The 13,481-nt window shown below is 71.2% G+C and carries 9 protein-coding genes; all 9 read left to right on the top strand.

What is annotated here, in order from left to right:
* Positions 1 to 362: 362 nt before the first annotated feature.
* Genes ABZ471_RS27085 through ABZ471_RS27045 form a run of 9 tightly spaced genes read left to right on the top strand, consistent with a single transcriptional unit; the run spans position 363 to position 13,480 of the window.
* Complete coding sequence (locus ABZ471_RS27085) at positions 363 to 1,220, top strand: DUF4255 domain-containing protein (protein ID WP_359069763.1); 858 nt, start codon at positions 363 to 365, stop codon at positions 1,218 to 1,220.
* 35 nt (positions 1,221 to 1,255) lie between these two features.
* Positions 1,256 to 3,229, top strand: a complete 1,974-nt coding sequence (locus ABZ471_RS27080; RefSeq protein ID WP_359069762.1) for an AAA family ATPase — start codon at positions 1,256 to 1,258, stop codon at positions 3,227 to 3,229.
* On the top strand, positions 3,220 to 3,504 hold the full coding sequence (locus ABZ471_RS27075; protein WP_359069761.1) for a hypothetical protein: 285 nt from the start codon (positions 3,220 to 3,222) through the stop codon (positions 3,502 to 3,504). The genes ABZ471_RS27080 and ABZ471_RS27075 overlap by 10 nt, the downstream gene beginning before the upstream one ends.
* Positions 3,501 to 10,043, top strand: coding sequence for a DUF4157 domain-containing protein (locus ABZ471_RS27070; RefSeq protein ID WP_359069760.1), 6,543 nt, complete (start codon positions 3,501 to 3,503; stop codon positions 10,041 to 10,043). Before ABZ471_RS27075 ends, ABZ471_RS27070 begins: the two co-directional genes overlap by 4 nt.
* A gap of 12 nt (positions 10,044 to 10,055) precedes the next feature.
* Entirely contained in the window at positions 10,056 to 10,721 is a 666-nt protein-coding gene (locus tag ABZ471_RS27065; protein ID WP_359069758.1) for a hypothetical protein, read from the top strand.
* Positions 10,718 to 11,404 (top strand): hypothetical protein, encoded by a 687-nt coding sequence (locus ABZ471_RS27060; protein ID WP_359069757.1) that lies wholly within the window; start codon positions 10,718 to 10,720, stop codon positions 11,402 to 11,404. Before ABZ471_RS27065 ends, ABZ471_RS27060 begins: the two co-directional genes overlap by 4 nt.
* Positions 11,405 to 11,415: 11 nt before the next feature.
* Positions 11,416 to 11,778: a hypothetical protein gene (locus ABZ471_RS27055; protein ID WP_359069768.1), complete on the top strand. Its 363-nt coding sequence runs from the start codon at positions 11,416 to 11,418 to the stop codon at positions 11,776 to 11,778.
* Positions 11,771 to 12,910: a hypothetical protein gene (locus ABZ471_RS27050; protein WP_359069755.1), complete on the top strand. Its 1,140-nt coding sequence runs from the start codon at positions 11,771 to 11,773 to the stop codon at positions 12,908 to 12,910. Before ABZ471_RS27055 ends, ABZ471_RS27050 begins: the two co-directional genes overlap by 8 nt.
* A gap of 33 nt (positions 12,911 to 12,943) precedes the next feature.
* A complete protein-coding gene (locus ABZ471_RS27045; RefSeq protein ID WP_359069754.1) occupies positions 12,944 to 13,480 on the top strand; it encodes a phage baseplate assembly protein V in 537 nt (178 codons plus the stop codon).
* The last annotated feature ends 1 nt before the right edge of the window (position 13,481 follow it).

Genomic DNA, 13,481 nt, shown 5'->3' with positions numbered 1-13,481 from the left:
CTGGGCGGGCGTGTCCAGTCCGGGGCGTATCTCGGCACTGTAGTGGGCCGTCGGCAGGGCGCAGGCGTGAGCCACGCCCCAGCGCCGCGGACACGACGGCGGCCCGCCAGGCCGCACGCCAGGCCGCCGCACGCCGGCCGGGGCGGGCGCCCGAGCAGGTGGTCCAGGTGCAGATCGGCCGGCTCGAGGTGACGGCCGGGCAGTCGCCGTCACGGAACGGGAAGCGGCAGCCCGCGCGGCCCGCCGAGCGGCCGGGGACGGCTCTCAGTCTGGCCGAGTACCTGGCCCGGGGACGCGAGTGAACCGCGCGGCAGTGAGCGCGGCGGGAGAGGCCACACGAGAGGAACCGAGGAACTGACGCCATGAGCAACGCACTCGCCCTCGCCCATGTCAGCCAGGCTCTCGCCCTGCTGATCGAGTCCCACCTGCAGCCGGAGATCGACATGGCCGTCAAGGTGGAGCCGCGCAAGCCGCCCACCGAGCCGCCGACGGATCCCACCATCTCCGTCTTCCTCTATCAGGTCACTCCCAACCCCTCGCAGCGCAACAACGATCTGCCGACGCGCGCGCCCGACGGCAGGCTGGTGCGCCGGGCCGCCGCCGCACTCGACCTGCAGTACCTGATCACCGCGTACGGCGACGAGACCGAACTGGTCGGCCAGCGGCTCATCGGCTCGGTCGTGCGCACCCTGCACGAGACCCCGATCCTGCCCAAGGACGTCATCGAACTCGCCGGTGAGAAGCCCTACTTGGCGGACAGCGACCTCGCCGAGGCGGCCCAGCGGGTGCGCTTCACGCCGACGGTGATGGACATCGACGAGACGTCCAAGCTGTGGGGGATGCTCTACCAGACCCCGTACGCGCTGTCCGTGGTCTACCAGGCCTCCCTCGTCCTCATCGACGGCCTCGGGACACCGGAGCCGGCCAAGCCGGTCGAACGGCCCGAGGTGCGGGTACTGCCGTTCGGGGCGCCGGGGGCGCCGGTCCCCCCGGGAGCCGAGCCTCATTCCGGGGAGCCGTCGACTGAGGGCAACGGCGAGCAAGTCAAGGTTTCGGCCCAAGAGCCCGCCCCCAAGAAGGTGCCCGCCAAGGCCGCCGCCAAGACCGCGGCCAAGGCTCCGGCGCGCACCCGCAGGAGCACGCCCCGCACTGCCAGGTCGACGCAGTCCGCCGCCCGGAAGACGGACGGCCGGAGCGGCGGCGAGAGCACGGAGAACTGAACCGGATGGACGACTCGACGGGGGCAGGTGAACACATGGGCACACACGAGCCGGACGCGGAGCGTGCGACGGACCCGGGCGACGGCGGCACGGCGCTGACCGCCGGGATCCGGCGCGTCCTCGCCCGCGTCGACGCCCACGCGGCACGCGCCACCGGGCAACGGACGGGAGACACCGGCACCGCCGTCGCACCCGTGCCCGAGACCACCGCCCCCCTCGACGCGCTCGTCGCCTGCTTCGGTCTCACCCCCTTCGAACGCGACCTCGTCCTGCTCACCGCCGCCGAAGAACTCGACCCCACGACCGCCGCCCGGTGCGCGGCCGCCGCCGGCGACCCGCAGCGCGCGTACCCCACCTTCTCGCTCGCGCTGGCCGCGCTGGACGGGCCGCACTGGAGCGCGCTCACCCCTGTGGCGCCGCTCAGGCGCTGGCGGATCGTGGAACTGGAGGACGAGACCCGGCTGACCGTCTCCCGGCTCCGGCTCGACGAACGCATCCTGCACTTCCTGCTCGGCTCGCCCTACCTGGACGCCCGGCTGCACGGCAGGCTGCGTCCCACCCCGGCACCGCACGCGCTGCCGCCCTCGTACGACCTGGCCGCGAGCCGGCTCGCCGAGGGTTGGACGGAGGACGGCCGCAGCCCCGACGCGCCGCTGCTGGTCGAGGTGACCGGCGGCGACCTGCGTAGCCGGGCCGAGATCGCCGCCACCGCGGCCGCCCGCTGCGGACTCGGGCTCTACGCCATGAGCGCCGAGGACATGCCGACCGACCCCGTCGAACGCGACCGGCTGGCCCGGCTGTGGCAGCGCGAGGCGATCCTGCTGCCCGCGGCCCTGCTGGTCGAGGCCGGCGACCTGGACCGCGACCAGCGGGCGGCGACCGAGGCGTTCCTGGCCGGGGCCGCCGTACCCGTCGTCGTGTCCAGCGAGGACCCGCTGCGCACCGAGCGTCCGCACGGCCTGCGCGTGGCCGTGCCCCGCCTGGACGACGACGAGCAACTCGCGCTCTGGTCCGACACGTTCGGTGTGGTCGCCGACCTCACCGACGGAGAACTCGGCTCCCTGGTCGCGCAGTTCCAGCTGCCGCCGCACCTCGTACGGTCCGTCGCCGCCTCCGTACGCCGCCGTCTGCCCCACGAGGACGAGGCGGACGCCGCCGAACTCGCCTGGCGGGCCGGTCTTGACGAGGCCCGGATCGGCATGGACGAACTCGGCCGCCGGATCGAACCACGGGCCGGCTGGGACGACCTCGTCCTGCACGAGCGGCAGACGGCCGTGCTGCGGGAGATCGTCGCCCATGTACGGCAGCGGCCGACCGTCCACCAGGAATGGGGCTTCGCCGCCACCCTGCGCCGCGGCCTCGGCGTCACCGCCCTGTTCGCCGGCGGCTCCGGCACGGGCAAGACCCTTGCAGCCGAGGTCATGGCGCGGGAGCTGGGCCTCGACCTGTTCGTCGTGGACCTCTCCCAGGTGGTCAGCAAGTACATCGGCGAGACCGAGAAGAACCTCCGCCGGGTCTTCGACGCCGCCGAACGCGGCGGCGCGCTGCTGCTGTTCGACGAGGCCGACGCCCTCTTCGGCAAGCGCAGCGAGGTCAAGGACAGCCACGACCGGTACGCCAACCTGGAGGTCAGCTACCTGCTCATGCGGATGGAGGCCTACCGGGGCCTCGCCATCCTCACCACCAACATGAAACAGGCCCTCGACACCGCCTTCCTGCGGCGCATCCGCTTCGTCGTCGACTTCCCCTTCCCGGCCGAGCACGAACGCGCCGAGATCTGGCGCCGGGTGCTGCCGCCGCAGGCCCCCGTCAAGGACATCGACCCGGCCCTCCTGGCCAGGCTCACCGTCGCCGGCGGATCGATCCGCAACATCGCCCTGTCCGGGGCGTTCCTCGCCGCCGAGGAGGGCGACCGGCTGCAGATGCGGCACATGCTCGCGGCCGCCCGCACCGAGTACCTCAAGCTGGAGCGCTCGCTGACCCCGACGGAGGTCCGCGGATGGGTGTGAGCGGACGGCCCGCGGCGATCCGCGTGGAGATCGGCGAACTCGTGCTCGACGGCTTCCGGGCCGACCCGGCCCGGGTCTCGGCCGCGTTCGAGCGCGAACTGACCCGGCTGGTACGGCTGCACGGCGTACCCGTCGCCGCGCACGGCGCTCTGACCGTCGACGCGCTCAGCGGCCTCGCGCCCCTGCCCGCCGGGCTGTCCGCGCGCCGGCTCGGCCAGGAGCTGGCCCGTGCGGTGCACGAGGGACTCAGTGGCCACGGGGAGGTGACACCGTGAACTCCCAGGCACAACAGGCGAATTCGGAGCAGAGCCCCGAGCAGCGCCGGCGCAGGCGCAAGGAGCGGGCCGCCAAGTCCCGTGCACCCGAGCCGAAGAACGTCGTCAGCGGCGCCGGACAGCCCCTGGACCCCGGCGTCCGCCGCGAACTCGAGGAGCAGCTCGGCCACGACCTGAGCCGGGTACGCCTGCACACCGGCCGCGACGCCGGGCAGCTCACGCAGCTGCTCGGCGCGGACGCCGTCGCCGTCGGCCAGGACATCCTCTTCGCCGAGGGCGCCTTCAAGCCCGGCACGGACCAGGGCCGCCGCCTCCTCGCCCACGAACTGCTGCACACCGTCCAGAACCCGCACGGCCTGGGCGCGCTGCGGGTCGGGCGGGAGGCGGGCGCGGTGAGCCTGCCGCAGCAGTCGATCGAGAGGGAGGCCGAGAACGCCGCCCAGAGTCTCGTACGGCCGGAGCAGGAGGAGTCCGCCCCGGAGGTGCAGGAGGGGCAGTCGACACCCGGCTGGCTCCGCTACGCCACCTTGGACGCGGACCGCAGGCGCACAGAGGCCATCGATCCGGCGACCCTCGTCGACCGGCTCACCAACTCGGTCGTACGCTCGCTGCGCGGCGACCCGGAGGACCTGTCCAAGCGCACCCGTAAGCAACTGGCCGGGCTGCCGGAGGAGTTGCTGGACCAGGTCCTCGACCGGCTGGATCACCGGCTGCTCGGCTCCGAGCAGGACCGGGTGCTGGATCTCGTCGACGAGATCGACGCGTACGACGACTTCGCCGACGACCGAGTGGAGCGCGACGCGCACGATGCTCCCGAGATCGAGCCCGACGCGGCCGAGGAGGTGCGGTCCGAGCGGGAGAGCGCACAGCGCAGCGAGGCGGAGGAGCGGGCCCGGCAGGACAAGCCGGCGAGCGCTCCCGGTCCGGAGAAGGAGCGGGCGGACCACGAGGGCGCTCCCGGAAGCACCCCGGCCAACGGCGGCACCCGGCAGGAGCAGCGGCAGCAGTCGGGCGCGGAGCCGCGCGGCGGCGGAGCCCGGTCGTCCTCCGGAGCCGGGCAGCGGGAGGCGGTGGCCGCCGCACCGGGAGGCGGGGCCAACGCTCGGGGCGGTCAGGGCGCGCAGGCCGAGGAGAAGGCACAGGCTCAGGGGGCCGACCAGGGCCGGAAGAAGGAGGAGGGCGCCAAGGAGACGGGCGACCAGCAGGGCGTCACCGCAGCCGGCGCGGAGGAGTCCGCCGCCCGGAACCGCCCCGGCGCCGCCGAGCAGTTCGTCACGGGCCGGCAGGTGCGCCAGGAGGACAAGCGCGGCTCGGACCAGCCGACCGGTTCACCCGCGGTGGGCCGGGACACCGAGCTGCCCGCTCCGTCGAGCAGGCTGGACGGCGTACGCAACCAGGATCTCGACGGCCCTGAGGAGTCGGGGGACGAGCTTGCGGCCGAGTCCGACAACACCTCGGAAGTGGAAGTCGGAGGGGGCGAGAAGAGCGCCTGGGACACCAAGCTCCAGCCGGAGGACTTCCTGCCGGAGCAGGACCCCGACCTGTCCGGGGTACCGACGGCGGACGCGCGCCAGGACGCCACCCCCGGCAGCGAATCGCTCCCCGACTTCCCCGCACCCCCGGTGACCAAGGCCGACCAGGTGCAGGCCGAGCGCGACGCCGAGGATGCCGAGGACGCGTCGGCCGAAGCGGAGGCGGACTCCGAGGACGACACGGTGGAGGAAGCGGCTGCCGAGCCCTCGACGTCCCGCGAGACGGAGGGCGGACCGGGTGACACCCTGCTCACCGATCTCGGTGCGGACCACACGGTCACGAGTCCACCGGACACCGGCGCCGTCTCCAAGGACCCGAAGCACGGTGACGATCCGAAGGCCGGTCCGGTCACGGCACAGACCACGGTGCAGCAGGCGCCCGGCGCACAGGACGGCGGGAGGTCGGAGGGGAGCGGGGCCGCGAAGGAGAACGCGGCCAAGGAGGAGAAGGGAACTCCGGCCGCGGGGGACAGGGCGGCAGCGGGGCAGGAGAAGAACTCCCCGCAGGCGGTGGGCGGTACGGCCGCAGCCCCCGCGCCGAAGAGCGAGCAGCAGCAGGCCCCCTCGGCCGCTGCCGCCGGAACCGAGCCCACGGACGACTCCAGGGCGCCCTCGGCGGCCCGCGACTCCCACATCACCGGCGGATCCGGCGCGGACCGCCCCGGCGGCTCCACCAGCGGCTCGCAGAGCGGGGCGGCGCCCGAGGCCGACCGCTCTCCGAGCGACCGGAGCGCGGCCCCGAAGCCCGCTCCGGCACGGGCGACCGCTCCCGCACCCGAGCCGCCCACCTCCGCGCCGATGGCAGCCGATGCCGAGCCGGCACCGAAGGCGGAACGGGCACCCGGCACCGCGGCCCCGAAGGCGTCACAGGCACCCGCATCCGGTGCCACGGGTGGTGGCGTCGCCAGCAAACCGGCCGGGAAGGGCAAGGGGAGGAAGGACTCGGGGCCGGCCCCGAACCTCTCCCAGGTCTCGCCCGAGGCGGGCCTGAGCACGGCCGCCGGGCTGAAGCCCCACAAAGCACTCGAGGCGATGGGCGGGGTGGGCGGCTCGGTCGACCGCACCGTCGGCGACGAGCACAAACAGCTTGCTGCCGCGCCGCCCTCGATGCAGCGTCCCGCAGGCGCGCCGCAGACCCTGGAGGGCAAGCCGAAGACCGATGCGCCCGCTCAGTACTCACAGGACCCGGCACAGAAGTCGGAGGCGCCCGAGCAGGAGAACGCCGAGGTCGCGGGGGCGAAGCAGCCCGAAGGGCAGATCGAGGCCGAGAAGGCGGAGGAGCCGAGCGGCTGGCAGACCTTCAAGATGGCGCTCGGCTTCGGCATCGGCTGGCTCGCCGAGAAGCTCGGCTTCAAGGTCGACAAGCAGGAGCTGGCGGCCAAGTTCGCCGGGCTGCCCACGAAGGACGAAGCCCTCAAGCAGGCCCAGGCGGGCAACGCGCCCGGCGTGCAGATGCAGGGTGCCGCCGACCAGACGGCCGGCGAACAGGGCTCCGCCGTCGACGCGAAGGGCCAGGAGACGGTCGACACGGCACGGGACGACTCCGGCCGTTCGATGGGCGAGGACCAGGTCTACCCCGACGCTCCCCAGGAGCAGTTGAAGGGCAAGGTGCCGGGCGCGGACGGCGCCAAGGCCGCCGCGCCCGGCAAGGCGTCCACGGGCGCCGTGCCCCCGGACGCGGCGTCCGCGGTGGCGGAGCACGACCGCGGGCCCGAGTTCCAGGCGGCGTTCAGCCAGGGCCAGAAGGGCATGTCCGACGGCCGTCAGACCAAGGACAAGGACTTCCGCGACTCGCAGCAGAAGCACCGGCAGCAGGTCGACGGCGAGGTCGACAAGAACACCCGGGATCAGGCAGGCGAGCGGACCAAGGCCCTCGACGAGGTCACGGCACAGCGGGCCGACTGGCGCAAGGAACAGGACCAGGAGCTCCAGAAGCTCGGCACCGAGAAGACGGAGCGGTCGGAGAAGCTCCGCAAGGACGTCGAGGACCGCGAGAAGAAGACCGACGACGACGTCTCGAAGCAGAAGACCGACAGCGACAAGCAGATCAAGGACAAGGGCGACCAGGCCGAGACGGACGCCAAGGCCAAGACGGACGGCGCGGCCAAGGACTCGGGCAACTGGCTCACGAAGGCCTTCGACTGGATCAAAGAGAAGGTCATCGAGATCAAGAACGCGATCGTCCGGATCATCCGGGACGCGCGTGACGCGGTCGTCGGCTTCATCAAGAACTTCAAGGAGACCGTCGAGCGCTGGATCAACGAGGCCCGCAAGTTCATCGTCGACACCGTCAAGAACCTGATCAACGACCTGATCGAGTTCGCCAAGGCCATGGTCCGCGCGGTCATCGAACTGGCCGCACGCATCCGGAAGTTCATCACCAACCTGATCGCGGCGGCGATCGCGTTCGTCACCAGACTCGCGGCACGGCTGAAGCAGATCGTCACGGACCTGCTCAACGCCCTCGCCAAGATGCTCAGCGACATCCTGAACATCCTCAAGAAGATGCTCACGGACGTCATCAGGTCCGTGATCGACGCGATCAAGACCATCCTCGACTACGCCTCCAAACTCCTGGGTGCGTTCGGCGAGTTCATGATGATCGCGATCGACTTCCTGGACGACCCCGGCGGCTGGCTGAGCGGCGCGAAGAACTCGGCGGTGGACGGCGCGAAGAACCACCTGTTCCGCGAGGTCCAGGCCGCCGTCAAACAGTGGTTCCAGTCGAAGATCGAGGAGATCATCGGCGTACCGAAGGCCATCATCGACAAGCTGATCAAGGGGGGCTTCACGCTCGAGCGGATCGTGAAGGAGACCTGGGACGCCGTGGTGCCCCAGCTCCCGTTCATCATCGGTGAGATCGTGATCACCAAGGTCATCGCGAAGCTGATCCCCGGCGCGGGCTGGGTGACGGCCGTCATCGACGCGATCCGCACGGCGATCGGCGCCCTCGGCGAGATCCTGCGCGCCATGGGCGCGGTCCTTGCCTGGCTGCGGGCGGTCCGCCAGGGAGGCGCGGGCATCCTGTTCGCCAAGGCGGTCGCGGCAGGCATCGTCGCCCTCCTGGAACTGGCCTACCAGGCACTGCTGGACGGCATCGGCAAGTACGTCGCGAAGGTGGGCCGCCGCCTGAAGGGCGTGGCGGCGAAGCTCGGCGGGTTCGGCAAGGAAGGCCCGGGCAGGGGCAGGCCGGCGGCCGGGGCCGCCGACGCGGACGCCCCGCGCGGCAACCGTCCCACGGAGAAGGCCCCGGCCGAGCGTCCCACGACGCGTCCCAAGGACACGGGTGCGGGCCCGGGCAGGCCGAAGGACGCCAGGCCCGCGAGCGAGAACACGGGCGCGCCGGCTCGGCCGAAGGCGAACGAACCCGGCACCACGCGGCCGGTCGGCAAGCCGGACACCCGGCCCACACCCTCCCCCCGTCCCAAGCCGGAGCCGGCGCCCCGGCCCAAGCCGAAGCCCGAGCCGGACACGAAGCCGAAGCACGCCGACGACAAGGCGCCGGACAAACCGAAGGACGCCACGCCGGACAAGCCGAAGGACGGCAAGGAGACACCGGCCACGACCAAGCCCAGGGACCCGGAGGGCGCTACCCCGGGGAGTCCCAAGGGGGACGAGCCGGGCAGGCCCAGGGAGGAGGCCCCCGGCAAGCCCGAGGGCGACGGACGGGAGACCCCGCCGAAGCGGACGGACGACAAGGACGCCCCGGGGAAGCCCAGGCCCAAGGACGGCAAGGACGCCTCCGGGAAGCCCAAGGAGAAGCCCGACAAGGACGGTCCGGACAAGCCGAAGCGGAAACCGGACGAAGACGGTCCGGGCCGGCCCAAGTCCAAGCCGGGCGACAAGGGCCCCCGCAAGCCCCGGCCCCGACACGAGAAGAGCGGCCCGGGCCGGCCCAAGCCGAGGCGGGAGAAGGACAGGCGCAAGAAGGACGAGAACTCGAAGAAGTCCAAGGAGGAGCGGCTCGCCAAGATCGTGGCACGCCTGCGGCCCAAGCTGTACGGCGTGATGCGGCACGGTGTTCGCCGTTCGCTGTTCCTTCCCCTTCTCAGGGCGATGAGGCTGCGCTACCGGCTCACCGACCTGGCCCCCGTCGGAGGAGACCCGTTCACCGTCGTGGCCACCCTGAACCCGTCGATGCCGGTACTGGACGGCGACTACTCTCAGCCGAGGTCCGAGCCCGACGCCTACAGCGTCCCGCCGGGGGCGCCGGCTGCGCAGGACGACCTGCCGAAGCCGAAGCTGCCCGCGTTCCACAACGGCAGGGCCGGCGCCATCAGTGCGGAGTTCCTCAGCCAGCCGAAGGTCCCCTGGGGCACCGAGGCCGGCGCCGCCCCTCGCGGCAAGCCGGACGGATGGAACTACGTCACCGACCCCTCACGGCGGCTCCAGGCCGGCGGAGCCTGGGTCAGGGCGCACCTCCTCCCGTCCAGGCTCGGAGGCCTGGCCACCGGCAACAACCTCGTTCCGGCCCGGCGCGGCGTGAACAAGGGTCTCGAACTCGGTGTGGAGATGCCCGCCTGGAACGTCTTCGAGAAGCCGAAGCCGATCTGGTACGAGTCCCGAGTCAAGTTCGGATTCGACGCCCCGGTGGACGAATTCCCCAGCTACATCCGATCGACGTTCGGCCAGTACCGGAAGATCAGGGGCACCGGAGCGCAGCGCGGCGACTGGCAGCGCACGGGCGCCGAGAAAACAGTCGGACTGAATCTCAAGCCACCTCAGTCCGATGAAAGGAAGAAGCTGTACATCAACAGCTACGGTGCTACCACGATCGGCAAATGGCTCAAGGTCAAGGGAAGCCTCGCGGACCACATCGTGAAGCAACGCGCCCTGGAACCCGGAGGGGTCTACGCGGGATTCGGCCGTTTCAAAAAGGCGCTGCGAGACCGGAAGGCCGCAATGGGGCACGGAGCCATGCCCAATCTGGAAATCGCGATAGCCAATCTTGAGACGCTGATCACCAAGCGCAAGGTCGACTGGGACCCATTGCACGAGGAACTTTGAGGGATGAATCGGATGTTTCCGTATGAGCGCCGTCTGGAGCAGGTCTTCCGCGAGGTACGCGAGTCACCGCTCCTGGACGTTCTCGACCAGCACCGGGGTCCGGGGGGTCAGGGGGCGGATCCGACCGGCCTGTTCGAGATGCTCGCCGAGGACGGCTATCCACTCGAGCCGAGGTTGCAGGAGTGCTTCTTTCCCTACCGGAACATGGCGCTGCACTGGCGGGCCGCCGATTCCGGCACGATGCTCGTCGGTGAATTCGACGTCGTGAGCATCGACATCACTCCGGAGACAAGGCTGGACGTCGACGACCTCGCCCGGCAGGAGAGCGACCGGGCGCTCCTTTCGGAACTCCGGATCCTGGACGACATCTCCCGTGGCGGCGAAGGACGCCTGGCCACCATGCGATTCCACTCGGGCGTCACGAACCCGGAGATCTGGTTCCTCGACAGGTACCACGACTATGTGCGGCTCGACCTCGACTACCGCGACTACCTCGACAACCTGTTCATCACCAAGGGTGTGACCGGCTGGCAGTACCTCTTCGCCGACGTGCGGTTGGGTGATCGGGAGTACGCGTACGTCCTGGAAAACCTCAGGAACATGCTGCGGATCTTCCCGGACGAGTTCCCCGAGTACGACTACGCGCCTTTGACGGCCCGCCTGGAGGCCCGCCTGTGACCCGCTACGCAGACATCCCCAAACCCATCCGCTCCGGAATGGTCGTCGTCAGCCCCGACACCGGCACTCCCCAGCGCATCATCGTCCTCCAGTTCAACCCGGACACCCTGGAGCGCAGCATCGCCCCGCAGTCCGCCGGCGACGGTGGCGACGCGGGCGGGGGCGGATCCGGCGGCGGGGACCGCAACGAGGCTCTCCGCCTCAAGGGCCCCGCCCAGGAGACCTGGAAGTTCACCGCCGAGATCGACGCGACCGACCAGCTGGAGATCGCCGCGCCCGACGGGATCCACCCGCAGCTCGCCACCCTGGAGATGCTGGTGCAGCCGACCACCGCGCAGCTGCGGGCCGCGAGCAAGCTGGCGCAGAACGGGAGCATCGAGATCAGCCCGATCGAGATGCCGTTGACACTGTTCACGTGGGGCAGCAAGCGGGTCATGCCCGTCCGGCTCACCGAACTCTCCGTCAACGAGTCCGCCTTCGACGTCAACCTGAATCCGATCCGGGCCTCGCTGAGTATCGGGATGAAGATCCTGACGGTGAGTGACCTGCCCGCCGGGCACCGCGGTGCCGACCTGTACATGGCGCACCTGGCACAGAAGGAGCGGCTCGCGGCCGCAGCGCGCGGCGGCAGCCTGGGCGCCCTCGGCCTGGGCGGCGTCGGACTCGTGACCGGAAGGGGATGAACAAGAACGCCATGACCGACATCGAGCCTTACGAGAGCGCACTGGACTCCATACCCGGAGCGCACCCCTACCCCCGCACCAGCCGCTACCACGACGCCGAGATCGGTGTGCACCGGCGGGCCGACGGCACCGAAGTCCGGTACACCAAGCGGCGGTTGCTGCCTCCGCTCGACGAGGAGACCGAGCCGCACACCGTCGGCGCCGGGGAGCGGCCCGATCTGCTCGGGCAGCGCTTCCTCGGCGACCCCGGACAGTGGTGGCGCATCGCCGACGCCAATCCGGTGCTCGATCCGCGGGAGTTGACGGACGAGGCGGGGCGCGTCATCGGCATCCCGCTCGTCGGCGGGTTCCCGCGCGGAGAGCGGCGTGTCTGAACAGCCCGTGGGGCAGGGCCCCGTCCACATCCAGCTCCTCATGGGGCCCACCCTGGCCCGCCCGGTCCCGGTAGAGGTCGCCGAGGCGCTGCTGTCCGCCCAGATCACCGCCACCGCGGGCGAGCGCAGCGGCTTCCAGTTCGCCTTCGACCTCACCAAGAACGGACTGATCAACCAGCGGCTGCTGCCGGAGGGGTTTTTCGATCCGAAGACGCGCGTCATCCTCACCGTCAGCGTCCGCGGCACACCCGAGGTGCTCTTCGACGGCCTGATCGTCCGGCAGGAGGTCGGCGCCAGCAACCTTCCGGGCCACTCCACCCTCACCGTCACGGGCGAGGATCTGACCCTGCTCATGGACCTGGAGGAGCGCACCGCCCGCTACCCCAACCTGCCCCCGTCCGAGCGCGTCCTCACCATCCTGCGCCGCTACTCGGACTACGGCATCCGGCCGGACGTCTACACGGAGAAGGTGTCCCAGCCTCCGCACCAGGACCTGCGTGTGCACTACCAGACCGGCACCGATCTGCAGTACGTCACCGAGCTGGCCCGTGCCAACGGCTACACCTTCTATCTGGAGCCGGGCCCCGACCCCGGCCGGTCGTCCGCCCGTTGGGGACCGGAGGTCCGGCTCGGCCTGCGCCAGCACGCCCTCAACGTCAACATGGACGCCAACACCACCGTGGACCAGCTGACGTTCGCGTACGACGGCACGGCGCGGGAGGAGCCGCAGGCCCGCTGGCAGGATCCGGGGACGCGCCAGGCCACCCTCCTGCCCCAGCCGCCGATCAGCCCCCTGCGCCCGCCGCTCGGCAGGCGGCCCACCCCGGCGCTCAAGCGCAGGACGCTCGCCGGCACCGCCAAGCAGCAGCGTGAGCAGGCCGAGGCCGAACTCCTCGCCCGTGCCGCGGTCTCCGCGGACGTCGTCTCGGGCTCCGGTTCGCTCGACGTCAACCGGCACGGCTACCTCCTCCAGCCGCGCCGGCTCGTCGGTGTCCGCGGCGCCGGACGGGCGTACGACGGCGACTACTTCGTCAAGTCCGTCACCCACAACCTGCGCCCGGGCTCGTTCCAGCAGAACTTCACCCTCTCCCGGGAGGGCCTGGAAGCGCGCAGCGATCGCGTCCGGCCGTAAGAGCACCGACCCACCAACAGGAGCACCCCAACCATGGCGGCACCCAGCAATCGCTACCTCGGCAAGTTCCGCGGCCGGGTGGTGGACAACAACGACCCGCTGCACCTCGGCCGGATCACGGCCGAGGTCCCGGACGTCCTCGGAGACGAGCCGTCCACCTGGGCGCTGCCCTGTCTGCCGTTCACCGGGCCGGAGTCGGGACAGTTCGTGGTGCCGCCGCCCGGCGCGGGCGTGTGGGTGGAGTTCGAGCAGGGGGACCCCAGCTTCCCGGTGTGGACCGGGTGCTGGTACGGCGACGCCGGCGAACTGCCGCCCGACGCGCGCCGCGAACTCCGGGCGAACGCGGTGAGCAAGCCGGTCGTCGTGCAGACCCCGCAGGCTCACAAGATCGTCATGAACGACACCGCCGGTGCCGAGCAGGGAATCCTCCTCCAGGCCCAGGGCGGTGCCTACATCCGCATCACCAAGGAAGCCGTGGTCATCGCCACCGGCGCCGGCGCCGAGATCGTCCTGCGCGGTCGTGAAGTGACCATCAACGAGGGCCAGTTGACCGTCCTCTCCAAGCGATAGA

Origin of the sequence: Streptomyces sp. NPDC005728 (assembly GCF_040630895.1) — a bacterium.
Taxonomy (GTDB): Bacteria; Actinomycetota; Actinomycetes; order Streptomycetales; family Streptomycetaceae; genus Streptomyces.
Note: the sequence above shows the minus strand (reverse complement) of the source record. Positions and strands in the feature narration are given on the sequence as shown.